17 protein-coding genes are annotated in these 16,614 nt (G+C 67.8%); 9 read left to right on the top strand and 8 right to left on the bottom strand.

The window, feature by feature from the left end; translation table 11 throughout:
• Nucleotides 1-4 precede the first annotated feature (4 nt).
• From ABZX12_RS13280 to ABZX12_RS13250, 7 genes are all read left to right on the top strand, one after another.
• The gene (locus ABZX12_RS13280) at nucleotides 5-1,147 is read left to right on the top strand and encodes an enolase C-terminal domain-like protein (RefSeq protein WP_355692750.1); all 1,143 of its coding nucleotides are present in this window, start codon (nucleotides 5-7) and stop codon (nucleotides 1,145-1,147) included.
• 8 nt (nucleotides 1,148-1,155) lie between these two features.
• Nucleotides 1,156-2,460: a sugar ABC transporter substrate-binding protein gene (locus ABZX12_RS13275; protein WP_355692748.1), complete on the top strand. Its 1,305-nt coding sequence runs from the start codon at nucleotides 1,156-1,158 to the stop codon at nucleotides 2,458-2,460.
• Nucleotides 2,461-2,465: 5 nt separating this feature from the next.
• Complete coding sequence (locus tag ABZX12_RS13270; RefSeq protein ID WP_355692746.1) at nucleotides 2,466-3,413, top strand: sugar ABC transporter permease; 948 nt, start codon at nucleotides 2,466-2,468, stop codon at nucleotides 3,411-3,413.
• Nucleotides 3,403-4,227, top strand: coding sequence for a carbohydrate ABC transporter permease (locus tag ABZX12_RS13265; protein WP_355692744.1), 825 nt, complete (start codon nucleotides 3,403-3,405; stop codon nucleotides 4,225-4,227). Before ABZX12_RS13270 ends, ABZX12_RS13265 begins: the two co-directional genes overlap by 11 nt.
• On the top strand, nucleotides 4,227-5,009 hold the full coding sequence (locus ABZX12_RS13260) for a TIM barrel protein (protein ID WP_355692742.1): 783 nt from the start codon (nucleotides 4,227-4,229) through the stop codon (nucleotides 5,007-5,009). Before ABZX12_RS13265 ends, ABZX12_RS13260 begins: the two co-directional genes overlap by 1 nt.
• Before the next feature lie 27 nt (nucleotides 5,010-5,036).
• The gene (locus ABZX12_RS13255) at nucleotides 5,037-5,492 is read left to right on the top strand and encodes a carboxymuconolactone decarboxylase family protein (protein ID WP_355692740.1); all 456 of its coding nucleotides are present in this window, start codon (nucleotides 5,037-5,039) and stop codon (nucleotides 5,490-5,492) included.
• A 73-nt stretch (nucleotides 5,493-5,565) separates the two neighbouring features.
• Complete coding sequence (locus tag ABZX12_RS13250) at nucleotides 5,566-5,910, top strand: YciI family protein (protein ID WP_355692739.1); 345 nt, start codon at nucleotides 5,566-5,568, stop codon at nucleotides 5,908-5,910.
• An 84-nt stretch (nucleotides 5,911-5,994) separates the two neighbouring features.
• Here the strand turns inward: ABZX12_RS13250 and ABZX12_RS13245 are convergent, their stop codons facing one another.
• From ABZX12_RS13245 to ABZX12_RS13220, 6 genes are all read right to left on the bottom strand, one after another.
• A complete protein-coding gene (locus ABZX12_RS13245; protein ID WP_355692738.1) occupies nucleotides 5,995-6,288 on the bottom strand; it encodes a hypothetical protein in 294 nt (97 codons plus the stop codon).
• Between the two features lie 209 nt (nucleotides 6,289-6,497).
• A complete protein-coding gene (locus tag ABZX12_RS13240) occupies nucleotides 6,498-7,304 on the bottom strand; it encodes a carbohydrate ABC transporter permease (protein WP_355692737.1) in 807 nt (268 codons plus the stop codon).
• A 71-nt stretch (nucleotides 7,305-7,375) separates the two neighbouring features.
• Nucleotides 7,376-8,311: a sugar ABC transporter permease gene (locus ABZX12_RS13235; protein WP_355692735.1), complete on the bottom strand. Its 936-nt coding sequence runs from the start codon at nucleotides 8,309-8,311 to the stop codon at nucleotides 7,376-7,378.
• Between the two features lie 14 nt (nucleotides 8,312-8,325).
• Nucleotides 8,326-9,618, bottom strand: coding sequence for an extracellular solute-binding protein (locus tag ABZX12_RS13230; RefSeq protein WP_355692733.1), 1,293 nt, complete (start codon nucleotides 9,616-9,618; stop codon nucleotides 8,326-8,328).
• A gap of 88 nt (nucleotides 9,619-9,706) precedes the next feature.
• Nucleotides 9,707-10,756, bottom strand: coding sequence for a LacI family DNA-binding transcriptional regulator (locus tag ABZX12_RS13225; protein WP_355692732.1), 1,050 nt, complete (start codon nucleotides 10,754-10,756; stop codon nucleotides 9,707-9,709).
• 199 nt (nucleotides 10,757-10,955) lie between these two features.
• The gene (locus ABZX12_RS13220; protein ID WP_355692730.1) at nucleotides 10,956-11,663 is read right to left on the bottom strand and encodes an SDR family oxidoreductase; all 708 of its coding nucleotides are present in this window, start codon (nucleotides 11,661-11,663) and stop codon (nucleotides 10,956-10,958) included.
• Nucleotides 11,664-11,719: 56 nt separating this feature from the next.
• On the opposite strand from ABZX12_RS13220, the gene ABZX12_RS13215 reads away from it, so the two are divergent.
• Both ABZX12_RS13215 and ABZX12_RS13210 read left to right on the top strand, forming a co-directional pair.
• Nucleotides 11,720-12,265 carry a MarR family transcriptional regulator gene (locus tag ABZX12_RS13215; protein ID WP_355692728.1) on the top strand — a complete coding sequence of 182 codons (546 nt, stop codon included), beginning with the start codon at nucleotides 11,720-11,722 and terminating at the stop codon, nucleotides 12,263-12,265.
• A gap of 73 nt (nucleotides 12,266-12,338) precedes the next feature.
• On the top strand, nucleotides 12,339-14,600 hold the full coding sequence (locus ABZX12_RS13210) for an excinuclease ABC subunit UvrA (protein ID WP_355692726.1): 2,262 nt from the start codon (nucleotides 12,339-12,341) through the stop codon (nucleotides 14,598-14,600).
• Here the strand turns inward: ABZX12_RS13210 and ABZX12_RS13205 are convergent.
• Nucleotides 14,589-15,590, bottom strand: a complete 1,002-nt coding sequence (locus ABZX12_RS13205) for a winged helix DNA-binding domain-containing protein (protein WP_355692724.1) — start codon at nucleotides 15,588-15,590, stop codon at nucleotides 14,589-14,591. The two genes, ABZX12_RS13210 and ABZX12_RS13205, sit on opposite strands and share 12 nt — an antisense overlap.
• Nucleotides 15,591-15,737: 147 nt before the next feature.
• Entirely contained in the window at nucleotides 15,738-16,523 is a 786-nt protein-coding gene (locus tag ABZX12_RS13200; protein ID WP_355692722.1) for an SGNH/GDSL hydrolase family protein, read from the bottom strand.
• Between the last annotated feature and the right edge of the window lie 91 nt (nucleotides 16,524-16,614).

Below are 16,614 nucleotides of genomic sequence, written 5' to 3'. Positions count from 1 at the left end.
GACCATGTCCCGCATCACCCAGGTCGAGGTGTTTCCGGTGGCGGTGCCGTTCGCCCGTCGGTTCGTGCTCGGCAGCGGCGCGGTCGGTTCGCCCGACGCGGCTCCGGACCAGGCCGGCGCGGTGATCTTCGTGAAGCTGACCACCGAGGACGGTGTGGTGGGCTGGGGCGAGCAGCGCGCACTGCCCAGCTGGAGCTACGAGACCGCCGAGACGATGGCCGTCGTGATCCGCCGGCACCTCGCGCCGATCCTGCGCGAGCTCACGCCGTTCGACGTCGAACTGTTCCACCAGCGAGCGGCCAAGCGGCTCAGCCCCGCCGTCTCGAACGGCTTCCCGTTCGCCCGCGCGGCCGTCGACGTCGCGATGCACGACGCGGCCGGAAAGCTTGCCGGCGTCCCTGTGCACGCGCTGCTCGGCGGCAAGGTGCACGACGAGATCCCGCTCTGCTCGGCGATCGGGGTCGGCGACCAGGACACCGTCCGCGCGCACGCCCTCGAGTCGTCGGACTACTCGGCGTACAAGGTCAAGATCGGCGGCGACCAGGACGCGGACACCGCCGCGATCGAGACCGTCGCGGAAGTCGCCGACGGCAAACCGCTGTGGCTCGACGCGAATCAGTCCTACCGCCCGGCAGCGCTCAAGCAATTGCTGCAGCGCACCAAGCACATCGGCACGATCCACTGCATCGAGCAGCCCGTCCCCAGCACCGACACCCTCGCGATGCAGCGGGTCCGCGAGCTGATCGACCTGCCGGTCGCGATCGACGAAGGCAGCTTCTCCGCGCAAGACCTCGCCCGGGCGATCCGCCTGGACGCCGCCGACCTCGTCGTGGTCAAGATCTGCAAGTCGGGCGGTCTGCGGAACGCGCTGAAGACCGCCCAGACCGCGCTGGCCGGCGGCGTGGAACTGCTGGCCAGCGGCCTGACCGACTGCGGCGTCGCGTTCGCCGCCGCCCTGCACGTGTTCAGTCAGCTCGAGCTCGCCCTGCCCGCCGAGCTCAACGGGCCGGAGCTGCTGACCGATCTGTACGTCGAGGGGCTGAGCATCACCAAGGCCGTCGCAACGGTCCCCACCGCCCCTGGACTGGGCGTCGAGGTCGACGAGGAGCGCATCCGCGCCGAGTCGATCGACCTGCTCTACCGGTGAGGAGAACCATGAACAAGCTGTCCCGCCGCAGCGTCCTGCGGATCGGCGGCCTGGCCGGGCTAGGTCTCGCGGCCGGCTGCTCGTCCGGCCCGCCCTCGGGTACGGCGACCTGGGCCATGTGGTCCAGCAGCGCCGCCGAGAAGAAGGTGTGGGAGGACTTCGGCACGTACGTCGAGCACCAGCTCGGCGTGAAGTCGGTCGCCACGCTGACCCCGTCCAGCGGCTACCCGACCAAGCTCGACCTGCAACTCGTCAGCGGCACCGCGAGCCTCGTCACCGCGCTCAACGGCACGCTGATCCCGACGTACGCCGCCCGCGGCGCGCACCGGCCGCTCGACGACCTGATCGAGGCCGACCCCGACTTCGCGCTCGACGACTTCTACGACACCAGCCGGAAGATCTCCAGCTTCAACGGCAAGACCTACGCGATCGGCTTCGACGTCGCGCCGACCGTCATGTACTACAACAAGGACCTGCTGGACAAGCAAGGCATCCCGCTGCCGTCCCGGACCGAGCCGATGTCCTGGGCCACGTTCCGCGACCTCGCCAAGCAGCTCACGAAACCTGGTGAGCAGTACGGCTTCACCTGCGCGCCGGCCATCGACGACCTGGTGTCCTGGATCTACTGCGCCGGCGGCAACGTGATGAGCGCCGACGCGAGCCGCAGCGCTCTCGGCGACCCCGAGGCAATGGAGGCGCTGCAGTTCGTCATCGACCTGTTCGTGCAGGACAAGGTGACGCCGCCGATCAAGAACCTGGTCACCGAGAGCTCACTGTCCAACTTCCTGCAGGGCAACGTCGCCTTCATGCAGAACGGGCCGTGGCAGGTCGTGAACGCCCGGAAGGCGAAGTTCGACTGGGACATCATCCCGTTCCCGGCCGGCGCGAACGGGAGCACGCCGCGGGTCTCGGGTTCCAGCTTCGCGATTCCATCGGGGGTGCGCGAGGGTGCCGAGCTCGACCTCGCGTGGAAGCTGCTCAAGACGCTCACCAGCACCGGCGCACTCGACATCTACGCCAAAGCCGGCCGCAACAACCCAGCCCGGCTCAGTGCCGGCAGCGCGTTCCAGCCACCGCCCGACAACCTCGGGATCGTCCAGGACATCCTGGCCGGCAAAGTCGCCGGCGGGCACGCGTTCGACGTCACCACGAACTGGAACCAGGTCAAACAGCTGCTCGGTCAGGATCTTCCGCGGACGTTCCTCGGCCAGGTCCCGGTCCCGGACGCCATCACCGGTCTGACACCGCGGCTCGACGTACTGATGCGTCAGCATCTCGACACGGTCCGCCAAGCCACTGCCAGGAAGGGGTGATCACCATGGCCATCTCCACGGCAGACACCGCACCGGTCACCGCCACTCCGACACCGGCCCGGCAGGCGCCCACGCCGCGATGGCGCAGCAGGGAAGCGCTCACTGCCTGGCTGTTCATCCTGCCCAGCCTGATCGGCTTCCTGATCTTCACCGCCGGACCGGTCGTCGCCGCCGGCGTCATCTCGCTGCTGAACTGGAACCTGTTCAGCGCCCCGACCTGGGCCGGCCTGCACAACTTCGCTCGGCTCGGCCCCGACCCGACGTTCTGGTCGGCCCTCGGCAGCACGGCGTACTTCACGCTGGTGAGCGTCCCGCTGACCATCCTCGTCAGCCTGCTGCTCGCACTGCTGCTGAACCAGGGCCTGAAACGGATCGCCGTCTTCCGGTCGCTGCTGCTGTTGCCGTACGCAACCATCACGGTAGCGGTCGCGTTCGTCTGGATCTGGCTCTACATCCCGCACGACGGCCTGGTGAACGCCGTGCTCGGATGGTTCGGCATCAACGGCCCGGCATGGCTGATCTCCGACACCTGGGCGATGCCGGCGCTGATAGTGATGAGCGTCTGGAAGAGCTTCGGCTTCGGCATGGTCGTGTTCCTGGCCGGCCTCCAGGCGATCCCGCAACAGCTGTACGAAGCGGGCCGGGTCGACGGCACGTCGCCGTGGAAGAGCTTGCGGCACATCACCCTGCCGATGCTCTCCCCTGCACTGTTCTTCGTCGTCGTCACGTCGGTGATCGGCTCGTTCCAGGTGTTCGACCAGGCGCTGATCATGACGAACGGCGGCCCGGGCACCCGCACCACGACCCTCGTCATGTACATCTACCGGACCGGCTTCGAGAACTACGACCAGGGGTACGCCGCGGCGCAGTCGCTCGTGCTCTTCGCGTTCATCGTGATCATCACCGCGGGCCAGTTCCTGTTCCAGCGGAGGCTGGTGCACTATGACAACTGAGATCCGGCGTAAGTTGGTCGTCTTCACCTGCTTCCTCGTCACCGCGATCACGCTGGTCCCGGTCGTCATGATGGTGCTGGTCGCGTTCCAGTCCGACGGCGAGTCGATGGCCGCGAAGCCGTCGTTCTGGCCGAGCACCTGGCACCCGGAGAACCTGACGCGCGCGTTCGACCTGGTCCCGCTCGGCAAGTACCTGCTGAACACGATCTACTTCGCCGCCGGTACGACGCTGCTCGAGACGGTCACGGCGGCGCTCGCGGCATACGCGTTCGCGCGGCTCAACTTCCCCGGCCGCAGCTGGCTGTTCGGGATCTATCTGGCGACGCTGATGATCCCGTCGCAGGTGACGCTGATCCCGCAGTTCGTCCTGGTGGCGAAGCTGCACGGGATCGACACCTGGCCGGGCATGATCCTGCCGCACGCGTTCACCGCGATCGGGGTGTTCCTGCTGAGGCAGTTCTTCCTCGGCATCCCGCGCGACTACGAGGAGGCCGCCCGGCTGGACGGCGCGAACCGGTGGCAGGCGTTCGTCCGCGTGATCGTGCCGCTCGCGGTACCGGCGATCGCGACGCTGGCGGTGTTCAAGTTCATCGGCCAGTGGAACAACCTGCTGTGGCCGTTGGTGATCTCCAACAGCGACGCCACCCGGACCGCGTCGGTCGGCCTGCAGGTGTTCCAGGACACCAACGGGACCCAGTGGAACCTGTTGCTGATGGCAGCCACCGTCACCACCATTCCCCTGATCGTTCTGTTCTTCCTCACCCAACGCTGGTTCGTCCGTGGAATCACCATGAGTGGCCTGGGAGGCCGTTGATGTCGTATCTGTGGTCCGTCTTCACCAAGCCTTGGATCGGGCTGCCCGGTGACGAGCTCGGCCGGGTGGTCTCCGGTCTCGGGTTCGCCGGCGCCGAGGTCCCGGTCCGGGACGCCGCGTACGTCACGCCGGGCGGCGCCGAGGCGGAGCTGCCGAAGTTCACCGCCCAGTTACGGGCCGAGGGCATCGAACCGATCAGCGTCGCGAGCGACCTGTCCGAGCCGGTGTTCGCCGCCTGCGCGGAGGCCGGCGTGCCGATGATCCGGATCATGGCCGACCTCGGCCCCCACGGGTACGCCGCCTCCGTACGCCGCAACCGCGCGCTGCTCGAGCAGGCCGTCGCCCTGACCGAGCGGTACGACGTACAGGTCGGTGTGCAACCGCACCACGGCCGGTACGTGTCGTCGACGCTGGGCGTGCTGCAGTTGCTCGACGGGCTGCCCGAACGGTTCAAGCTGGTCTGGGACGCGGCGCACGACGCACTCGCCGGCGACCATCCCGCGGTCACCCTCGAACTCGGTGCGGATCGGCTCGGGATCGTGAACCTGAAGAACGTCCACTACGTCCGCGCCGACGGGGCCTGGAAGACGAACTTCGTGGAGGGCGACGACGGGCTGTCCGACTGGGCGGCCGTGTTCGCGACGCTCCGCCAGCTCCGCTACAGCGGACCGATCTGCCTGACAGGTCAGTACTCCGATCCCGCCGTGCCGGTGGAGACCCGGCTGGAAAGAGATCTGCGGTTCGCTGTCACATCCGCCGCGCAGCATCCGTCAAGGGAGTGAAAGCAACCAACTGATGGAGAAGCGATCATGCACGCACGGATGACCAACCCCGCAATGGTCCTGCCCGACGCCACCAAGGGCATCCAGAACATCTACAAGGCGATCGGGCAGTCCGGGGCCGACGGCAAGACGCTCGAACTCGTGCACCTGCGGGCCAGCCAGATCAACGGCTGCTCGCCCTGCGTGTTCGGCGGCGTGAAGTCGGCGCTGAAGAACGGCGAGACCGACGAACGGCTGCACCAGGTCGCCGCCTGGCGGGACTCCGACCTGTTCACCGACGCCGAACGGGCTGCGCTCGAGCTGGCCGAGGCCGCGACCCGGCTGGCCGACAACCCGACCGCGGTCACCGACGAGATCTGGAACGCGGCCGCCGATCACTTCGACGAGAAGGAGCTGTCGGCGATCATCCTGATGATCGGCCTCACCAACCTCTTCAACCGCCTGAACACCACGGTGCGGGCACCTGCCGGTGCGACCTGGTAGTCGATAGCGTGGGCCCCGGATGTCGAGATGATGTCCGGGGCTCCGACGTATCCAGGTGAATGGAGGCGAGCAGATGAAATACATGTTGCTGATCTACGGGAACGAACAGACCTGGGAGACGTTGCGGGCCGTGGGCATGGACCAGGTGATGCAACAGCACGGCAAGCTCATCGACGAACTGAAAGCGTGCGGTGAGCACATCGACGACAGGCCGCTGACCACCGCGAACTCGCGGGTGGTCCGGGTCCGGGACGGCGTCCCGACGGTGACGGACGGGCCGTTCACCGAGGCCAAGGAAGTGCTGGCCGGCTACTACGTCGTGGACTGCAGCCTGGAGCGCGCGACCGAGATCGCCGGGCGGCTGCCGGAAGCGCCCTACTCCCCCATCGAGATCCGGGAGTTCACCGAGGAGAGCTGACCGTCCAGGGACTTGCCGGCCTCAGCTGGGCGTTGACACCTGAGACCGGCGAGTCACTGACTCTGACCGTTCACGTCCGACGGGTCACCTCGACGCGAGGATGACCCCACCTGAGGCAGGCTGATCGCCCATGCCCCGGCCACCCTGGACGAGTACGGTCGCGCCGGGCGCCGGCGCCTGCGCACCGTCGCCGAGTCGCAGCGTGGTCGTCATTCCGTTGCTCAGTCTGAGCATCGCCACGCGTCGCGGCCGCACCGACGGGATCGACGAGTTCACCTCGTGGATGCCGGTGCACACCGCTGGTTGGACCGCGGCCCGTCCGAGCCCTGCGTCGCCGTGACTCCTCACATCACGGCGCTGCTCGGCGAGCCTTTTCATCGCTGACACACTTCCCCCTTCTCATCGTGTACTACCCCCGAGTGACGGCGGATACGGCCGTGTTCACGTCACACGACCGCACACTCCCCCGTCCTCCCCGCACCCGGAAACGACGCGGAAGTGATCAGGCAACCCTCGCTGAGAGTGACGACGTTTTCAAGGGATCGTGACCGGAATCCCGAGTGCCGGAATTCCTGTCCAGGAAAGCTCTACTGACCACCGAAGCCGGTGGTCGCGATGCCCTTGATGATCTGTCGCTGGAAGAACAGGAACACCACGACCAGCGGCAGCGCGGCCAGGATCGCGGACGCCATGTTCTGCGCGTACTGCAACCCGTAGGCGCTTTTGACGGTCTGCAAGCCGACCGGCAGCGTCATCAGGTCCGCGTCCGTGGTCACGATGAACGGCCAGAGGAAGTTGTTCCACGCACCGATGAACACGAAGATCGCCACCGCCGCGAGGATCGGCCGCGACAACGGCAGCACGACGGACCAGAACACCCGCAGCCGGCCCGCGCCGTCGACCCGGGCCGCGTCCTCCAGCTCCACCGGGATCTGGTCGAAGAACCGCTTCAGGATCAGCACCATCGCGGGCGCGAACGCCTGCGGCAGGATGATGCCCCAGTAGGTGTCGACGAGGTTGAACGCCAGCATCTGCCGGAACAGCGGCACGATCAGCAACTGCGGCGGAATGATGATCGCGGCGATGATCGCGGCGTACAACAATCGCTTGCCCTTGAAGTTCACCCGCGAGAACGCGTAGCCGGCCAGCGCCGCTGTCGCGACCGTGATGAGCGTGATCGCCACCGACGTGATCAGGCTGTTCCATGCCCAGGACGGGATGTCGCCGGCCGACAGAACCTTGCGGTAGGCCTCGAAGCTGAACCCGTCCGGCGGGTTCAGCGTGATCTGCGACGCACCGGCGTCCGCCTCGCTCTTCAGCGACGTGAGCACGGCCCAGGCGAACGGGACCAGCCAGGCTACGGCCAGCACCGCAAGCACCAGCAGCGCGGCCATTCTGGACACGCTCCAGGGGTTTTCGCCCGGCTTGTGCGTTTGTTTGATCCCACGACTCAGGGTGTAGGTGCTCACGAGACGCTCCTGCGGTTGATCAGCTTGTACTGCGCCAGCGACACCAGAACGATCAGCGCGAAGAACAGGTACGAGATGGCCGACGAGTAACCGAACCGATAGCCGGTGAAGCCGGACTCGTAGATGTACTGCACGATCGACCGCGTCGTCCCGGCCGGACCGCCGTTGGTCAGCATGTAGATCTGGTCGAACACCTTCAGCGACGCGAGGATCTGCAGCGTCACCAGCAGTGCCGTGGTCGGCGCAAGTTGCGGGATCACGATCGAGAAGAGCTGCCGCCACTTGCCCGCGCCGTCGAGCGCCGCGGCCTCGAACTGCTGCTCGGGAATGTTCTGCAGCGCCGCCAGATAGAGCAGGAAGTTGAACCCGATCGTCCACCACAGCGTGGTGACCACGACCGAGATCATCGCCACCTTCGGATCCTGCAGCCACGCCACGGGTCCGGCGCCGACCTTGTCCAGCACAGCGTTGATCAGCCCGAGCTTCGGGTTGTACATCCAACTCCAGAACATCACCACGACGGTGGACGCGAGCAGGTACGGCAGGAAGAACGACAGCCGCCACAACCAGCGCCCCGGCAGACCGAGGTTCACGAGCAGTGCGAGCGCGAGTGACAAGACGATGAGCGGGACCGTGCTCAGCACCGTGAACCACAGCGTGTTCCCGAGCGACTTCCACAGGTCTGGGTCGCGCAACGCGTCGGCGTAGTTCGAGAAGCCGACCAGTCCGCTGCCCGCGCCGGTGAGCGTCTCGCCGGTGAAGCTGAGGTACAGGCCGTAGATCGCCGGCACCACGAGGAAAAGCACGAACAGTACGGCGAACGGCGCCGCGAACGCCCAACCTGTCAGGGACTCGCCACGTTTCGCGCGGGCCCTGCCCTGAGCGGTGACCTCCTCCGTCGTAGCGGGCGGAGTGTCGATCGCAGTAGACATCTGTGCCTCCTCTCTCACACCGGCTGCGGACGGTCGAGCAGCTTGTTCAGCCGGGCGACGAACCCGTCGAACCCGGCCGCCGGGTCACCACTGCCGAGGAACACGTTCTGCACGTTCTCGGCGAAGTAGTTCTGGAAGTCGCTGCCCGCACCGCTGAACCACACGTCCGGGTCGTAGTTCACGTAGCCCGGGATCCCGGCGTAGTTCGACTGCGGCTTCAGCGCCTGGTACTCCGCGCTCGTCGCGACCGGCCGGTACGCCGGGATGTGGCCGCCGTCGGCCCACTTCACCGACCGCTTCAGCACCTCGGCCACCATCGTGTACACGTGCTTGCGGCGTTCCGGCGACACCTTCGACTGCCGCGGCAGCACGAACGTGTGCGAGTCGGCGTACGCGGCCTGGGTCCCGAACATCGTCGGGATCGGCACCGCGTCGACGGGCAGCTTCGCCTCCTTCAGCACCGGGAGCTCCCAGACGCCGCCGAAGAACATGCCGCTCTCGCCGTGCAGGAACTCGCTGGTCGCCGTGCCGCCGTCGCCGCTGCGCGAGGCGATCGTGTCGTTGAGCAACGACTGCACGAAGCTGAGCGTCTTGACCGCGGCGTCCTTGTCCACCTTGGCCGGTTGACCGGGCACCAGCGTCATGTCGGCGCCGGTCTGCTTGTAGAGCGTGTACCAGAGCCGCCACATCTGGGCGCCGTCACCGAGGTAGCCGTATGACAGGCCGTGCTTGCCGGTGACCTTCTGCAGTTCGGTCGCGACCTCGGTGAACTCCTCCGGGCTCTTCAGCGTGTGCAGAGCCTCGGTGACACCGGCCTTCTCGGCGTGCTCGGTGTTGTAGTAGAGCACGAACGGGTGCGTGTCGAGCGCGATCGCGTACAGCTTCCCGTCGTACTGGCACTTCTCCCAGACGCGGGCCGGGAAGTCGCTCTCGCGCAGGCCGGCCTCGGCGAGCAGGTCCAGGTCCCACGGCTCGAGCAGGCCGCCCGGCGCGTAGCCCGCGATCCGGGACGCGTGCATGATCGCCACGTCCGGGGCGCGCCCGCCGGCCGATGCCATCGCGAGCTTCGTGTAGTACGGCGGTCCCCAGGCCAGCACGGTCTGGGTGGTGTGAAAGCCGAGGTTCGCGGCGTTGACGGCGTCCACCAGGCCAGCCATCACCGTGCCGTCACCACCGGTCAAGAGGTGCCAGTAGTTCAGGTCGGCCGTCGAGCGGGACGCGCCGGGCGCGCAGCCGACGAGCAACCCGCCACCGGCCAGCGCGGCCGCTGTCTTCAGCAGGCTGCGCCGGGAGAAATCTGCAGTCATTCGGTCTCCTTCGGGGCGGGACCGATGATTACATCGTTAGAATGCCCGGCACAAGGTTCCAATGTGCGATTTTGTGGAAACGTATCCGTTATCGTGCGGTACTGGCACGCGCGACAACGCGGTGCGGGATCATCACCCTGCGTGGCGGTGCGGTCTTGTCCGCCATCCGCTCGGCGAGCAGGTCGAGGGCGGCGGCGACGAACGCCCGCCGGTCGAAGTCGATCGTGGTCAGCGGCGGGATCATGAACTGGCTGTCGAGGATGTTGTCGAACCCGGCGACCAGCGTCTGCCTCGGTACGTCGATGCCCGCGCTCCACAGCGCCGACAACGTGCCGGACGCGATCGTGTCGGTGAAGCAGAAGAACGCGTCGGGCAACTCGTGCTCGGTCAGGTACTTCCCCACCACCGTCGCGGCGCCCTCCGGACGCCAGCGGTCGAGGCTGATCTCCAGCCGCGCATCGACCGGTACGCCGGCCTGCTCGAGCGCCTCGCGGTACCCCGCCGTCCGCAACCGCGAGGCCGCGGTCCCCGGCGACTCGGCCGATCCGCCCAGGACGCCGGCGCCGCTCGACCCGCGCGGGATCTCCGGCGTACCGACGGCGGCGATCCGCCGGCAGCCCTGCGCCAGCAGGTGATTGGTCATGTCCCGCGCGGCCGCGACGTTGTCGATCGCGACCTGGCTGACGACGTCCTGGTCGACGTCGCCGATCAGGACCAGCGGCGGCAGCGGACCGGCGGACGTCACCGCACTGTCGTCGAGGTTCACCGGGTTCAGGATCAGGCCGTCGACGAGATACGCGCGGGCCTTCGACAGCAGCTCGAACTCACGGTTCGGCTCGGCCGCGGTCTGCTCGATCTGCACACCCCAGCCGCGCTCATGGGCGAGCTCGACGACCAGGTGGACGATCTCCGCCGAGTACGGCCGGAGCAGGTCGGGCAGTGCGAGCGCGATCATGCCGGAGCGGCCGTTGCGCAGGCCGCGGGCGCTCATGTTCGGCACGTAGTCGAGCTCGGCCAGCGCGCTCTCCACCCGGGCCCGGGTCTCGGGTCGCACGAAGACGACGCCGTTGATCACGTTCGACACCGTCTTCGGCGACACCCCGGCGAGCTTGGCGACATCTTTGACGGTGGGACGCATGTCGCCCATTGTCACATCTGGCGCACGTTGTCAGGCCGCACCAGCCTTGCGCTCCTCGCCCGCCCCCGACACAAGAGCGGATATCCACTGCTCTTGGGGGTTCTCGGCTGGTGCGAGAGCGAACAACCCGCAACGCGAGCGGATATCCGGTCTTGTGCGCTCTGCGCTGTCTGCCCTCGTGAGGCACGCAGAGAGCGGGCTAGGGGGTGATGTGTGCGCCGCCGTTGACGTGCAGGACCTGGGCTGTGATGTGGCGGGCGGCGGGTGAGGCCAGGAAGTGGATCGTGCCGGCGATGTCGGCAACCTGGCCCTCGCGCTTGGTCAACGTTGCCTGCAGCAACGTCTCGCGACGCTCGCCGGTCAGCCGGCCCTGGAAGAACTCGGTGTCGGCGGTGAATCCCGGCGCGACGACGTTCGAGGTCACACCCCGCGGTCCGAGTTCGGCCGCGACGTCGGCGTTCCACATCGCCAGCGCAGCCTTCGAGGCTCCGTACGAACCGGGCCCACGGGCGCCCGCGATCGAGCCCAGCTGAACCACAGCCGTGGTCAGCCGGGGCGCGAGGGCTGTCGTCGTGAGCACCGCGCTCAGCAGGTTGGCCTCCAGGTTGGCCAGCCAGTTCGCCTTCAGTTGGGCGAGATCACCGTCGGGCCGGCCGAAGTCGGTGTTGCCGCCGGCGTTGTTGACCAGGACATCCACCCGCTCGGGCAGTTCGTCCAGCAGCCGCTCCACCTGGGCCGGATCGGTCGCGTCGCACACCACTGCCCGCGCGCCGAGATCCGCGGCGGACTTCTCGAGTACGTCGGCCCGCCGGCCGGTGATCACCACCTCGTCGCCGTCGGCCCGGAACCGCTCCGCGGTCGCCCGCCCGATCCCGGTCGCTCCCCCGGTCACCACGATCGTCCTCATCACAACATCCTCACGTTTAGCTCTAAATGTTTAGCTCTAAACGTACCATGGGTCGCGTGGCCGACAACTATCCGCTCGACGCCCCCAGTGCGTATCCCGCCGCCGAGATCGCGCGCGCCTGGCAGCGCGAGCGTCCTGGTACGCCGACCGACTCGATCGAGATCGTCACGCCGCTGTGGCGGCTGGCCAAGCTGTTCGCCGACGACCGCCGCCGGGTGCTGGCCGACGCCGGTGTGGACCCGGCGACGCTCGATCTGCTCAGCGTGCTGCGGCGCGCCGGCACGCCGTACGAGCTCAGCACGCGTGAGCTGGCCCGGCGGACGCTTGTCACGGCCGGGGCGATCTCGCAGCGCGTCGCGCGCGCCGAGGACAGCGGGCTGGTGACGCGACGGGCCGCGGACGACGGCAGCCGTGCCGTCGTCGTCACCCTCACCGAAGCCGGCCACGACCTGATCGAGCGGACGGTCGACCAGGTCCTCACGCGAGAGTCCGAACTGGTCGCCTCCCTGTCCCCCACCGCCCGCACCCGACTCGCGGCCCAGCTCCAGGACCTCCTCGACGAGGTCGCCCGGGTGGCCCGCGAACCTTCCCCGCGGCGTTGAGACTTTCACGAGGAGGTGCAGCAGGCTGATCAGCTCTAAGTTGCTACGGGCGGTTCAATGACACCATTGAAGGATGCTTCCTGCTGACAGTCACGACGTCATCCAGGTGCGCGGCGCCCGCGAGAACAACCTCAGCGGCGTCTCGCTCGACATCCCCAAACGCCGGCTCACCGTCTTCACCGGGGTCTCCGGTTCCGGCAAGTCCTCGCTCGTCTTCGACACCATCGCCGCCGAGTCCCAGCGGCTGATCAACGAGACCTACACCGCGTTCGTGCAGAACTTCATGCCGAGCCTCGGCCGGCCGGACGTGGACGCGCTGCGGAACCTGTCCGCGGCGATCATCGTCGACCAGGAGCGGATCGGCGCGAACGCCCGCTCCACCGTCGGTACGGCGACCGACGCCCACACGATGCTGCGCGTGCTCTTCAGCCGTGCCGGGACGCCGTACGCCGGTCCCCCGTCGGTGTTCAGCTTCAACCGGGCCGAAGGCATGTGCCCGGCCTGCGAAGGGCTCGGCCGGACCGCCGAGTTCGTCCTGGACGAGTTGGTCGACCGCGAGAAGAGCCTCAACCAGGGCCCGATCAAGGCGCCCGGCTTCTCGGTCGACAGTTGGCACTGGCAACTGATGGCGCAGTCGGGTCTGTTCGATCCGGACCTGCCGCTGAAGGACTACCCGCGCGAGGCGTGGCAGCAGTTCCTCTACCAGGAGCCGATGAAGATCCGGGTCGGGAAGAGCAATCTGACCTTCGAGGGACTCGTCACCAAGCTGAAACGGCAGTACCTCAGCAAGGATCCGCAGTCGATGCAGAGCCACGCGCGGGCGTTCGCCGACCGCGCGATCCGGCAGGAGACGTGCGGCGAGTGCGCCGGCGTCCGGCTGAACGCGGCGGCCCGGAGCGTGACCGTCGACGGGCGGACGATCGGCGAGTGCTCGGCGATGCAGATCAGCGATCTCGCCGATTTCGTTGCCGGCATCAAGCATTCCGGGGTCGGCCCGATGCTGGAGGGGCTCCGGGAGTTGCTCGAGTCCTTCGTGACGATCGGCCTGGGGTACCTGAGCCTGAACCGCGAGTCGTCCACGCTGTCGGGCGGCGAGGCGCAGCGGGTGAAGCTGGTCCGGCATCTCGGGTCGAGCCTGAGCGACGTCACGTACGTCTTCGACGAGCCGACCGTCGGCCTGCATCCGCACGACATCCAGCAGATGAACGACCTGCTGCTGCAGTTGCGGGACAAGGGCAACACGGTGCTGGTCGTCGAGCACAAACCGGAGACGATCCGGATCGCCGACCACGTCGTCGACCTGGGCCCGGGCGCGGGCCTGGCCGGCGGGCGTCTCTGCTATGCCGGTGACGTGGCCGGCCTGACCGCGTCCGGCACGCTGACCGGGCAGTACCTCGACCATCGGGTGACCGTGCGCGACGACGTACGCCGGCCGACCGGCAAGCTCTCGATCGCACACGCGACGCTGCACAATCTCCGCGATGTGAGTGTGGATGTCCCGCTCGGCGTCCTCACCGTGGTGACAGGTGTTGCGGGATCCGGGAAGAGCTCGCTCGTTCACGGCTCGCTGGCCGGGCGGGACGGTGTGATCATCGCCGGGCAGGAACCGATCCGCGGGTCCAAGCGGAGCAACCCGGCGACGTACACCGGGCTGCTGGATCCCATCCGTACCGCCTTCGCCAAGGCGAACAAGGTCAAGCCCGGGCTGTTCAGCGCCAATTCGGTGGGCGCTTGCCCGACGTGCAAGGGCATCGGGCTGGTGTACACCGATCTCGCGATGATGGCCGAGGTCGCGTCGGTGTGCGAGGACTGCAACGGCGCCCGGTTCACGGCAGAGGTACTCGAGCACCGCCTGCGCGGCAAGAACATCAGCGAAGTCCTGCGGATGACGGTCGCCGAGGCCCGGGAGTTCTTCACGACCGGTACGGCGCGGACGATTCTTGACCGGCTGTCGACGGTCGGCCTCGGGTACATCGGGCTCGGGCAGCCGTTGACCACGTTGTCCGGCGGCGAACGTCAGCGGCTGAAGCTCGCGATCAACATGGGAAAGACGGGGTCGATCTACATCCTCGACGAGCCGACCACCGGGCTCCACCTCGCCGACGTCGACAAGCTGCTCGGCATGCTCGACACACTGGTGGATCAGGGGAACACGGTCATTGTCATCGAGCACCACCAGGCGGTGATGGCGCACGCCGACTGGCTGATCGACATCGGCCCGGGCGCCGGACACGACGGCGGCCGGGTGGTCTTCACCGGCACGCCCGCGGACCTGGTCGAGAGCAGCCCGACGACGACCGCGGAACACCTGCGCAGGTACGTGTCAGGTGCCTGAGAACCGGGCGATGTCCGCGAGTTCGGGAGTCAGGTCGGCCGGCTCGAACAGGTCCGTCCGGAGGGTGGCGTGCTCCCAGGTGCCGATCGGCCGGCCGGCCTTCAGCACGGCCGGGCGGAGCATGCCGCCGCCCGGGAAGATGGACTTCGGCAGATCGACGTGGCGGTCCTGATAGCCGAGAAGGTACGCGTCGAACTCTCCGAGCAGCCGTACGTCCTGACAGCCGGGCAGGTCGTCGAGGCCTTTGAGCTGGGTGGTCCCGACCTCGAAAGAGGTCGTGGCCACCGCCTCGACGGCTCGCCGGGCGAGCGGGACCGGCAGACCCGACCAGGTCGCGAAGTCGCGTGCGGTGGCTGGGCCGTACGCGGTCAGGTACCGGCGGGCGAGATCCTCGGCATCACCGTCGAGGACCAGTGGTTTACCGAGCCAGTCACGGACCGCGACCCAGGTCTCGCCAGGCCCGTAGCAAAGCCGCCCGAGCAGGCCGGTGTAGCGGATCAGGGCGTAGACCGCCTGCCCTTTCGGCTCCGCGATGAGCCCGGCCCGCAGCAGTACGTCTGCCAGTTCGGCGCGGTTGCTCGGACCGCGGGCGAGCAGCCACTCCTCCAGGACGTCGGCCGCCTCCGCACGGACGTGCTCCGGCAACCCGAGTTCGCCGTACCGGCGTTCGGTGTCCTTGATCAGCTTCTGGCCGAGCAAGCCGAGCAAAGGGCCGGCGTCCTCGGTCGCCACGAGTTGGATCGTGCCGCGCATGAACCAGCCGCGGAGCACGGAGCGCTCGGTCACCTGCGCGTGGACCACATCGGCGAGCGTGGTGGACGTCGAACGGGCGCGGACGGCGTACGTCGCTCCTCGCCAGGTCTGGGCCTGGAGTCCCCCCGTCCGGCGCACGACGTCGGCCACCCCTCCGGGGCCGGCCTCGTTCACCGGACGCGCAAGGCAGTTGGCCTGCATCCTGGCCGCCAGCAACCAGTCCACAGACCTCCGCACCACCCCAGCATGACACCACGAACCGGCCGTGTCCGCATCTCGAAAGGCAATTTGCCTGGCTCACCCGCGAAATGCGGGGTTCTTCACCCTGAACCAGGGTGAAGAACCCCGCATTTGCCTGGTCAGCCAGGGAAACGTCGGAGCTGGTCAGAGGGCGGGCTGGACGAGGTCGGCGTAGGCCGCCTGGCCGGTGACGTTCGGGTGGTAGGACTCGCTGACCGGGTTCGACAGGCCGTTGATCCACTCCGGACTGCCGCACACCGAGTGGCCGATGAACGCCGACGTCGGGTTCACGAACGCGAAACCGGCCGCGCCGGCCGCCGACGAGATCCGCGAGTTCAGCAGGTCGGCGGTCGCGTTCAGCTTGGTCATCTCGTCGGGGCTGAACCAGGTCCCGGCGTTGCAGTCGGTGCCGTTGAACAGCCGCGGATACCCGACCACGACCACCTTGGCCGACGACGCCCGGCTCCGGATCGACGAATACAGCGTGTTCAGCCGGCCGGGCAGGGTGTTGTTGATGATCGACTGCGCGTTCGCCACGGCGCTGTTGCAGTCACCGAGCCAGGAGGGTTTCGCGCACTCGGTGATCACCGACGAGAACCCGGCATCGTTGCCACCGACCTGGACGGAGACGATGTCGGTCGAGCTGGTGACCGACGGCAACTGGCTCGAGGTGACGTTGGCGACCTTGGCGCCGGAGCAGGCGACGAACGTCAGGTTCGCGCCGAGCCGGCCGGCGTCGATGTAGGCGTACGCCTTCGTCGAGCGCTGGCAGGAGCCGCTGCTCTCGATGTAGGTACGGGTCCCGACACCGGAGGCGTACGAGTCGCCGAGCGCGACGTAAGTGGGCGCCGCGGCGTGCGCGACACCCGGGCTGAGGAGCATCGCCGCGCCGAGGGCCGCGGCGGACAGCAGACTGACGACTGACTTCATGGGGGCGGACCGCCTTTGCATGAGCGGGAAGTGGCGACAGTAGTACTCAACGTCACTGTTACTGACCCGCAAGTAACACACAAGGGCTTGG

It is taken from the genome of Kribbella sp. NPDC003505, from assembly GCF_040610875.1.
Taxonomy (GTDB): domain Bacteria; phylum Actinomycetota; class Actinomycetes; order Propionibacteriales; family Kribbellaceae; genus Kribbella.
This window is presented reverse-complemented; position numbering and strand designations above follow the sequence as displayed.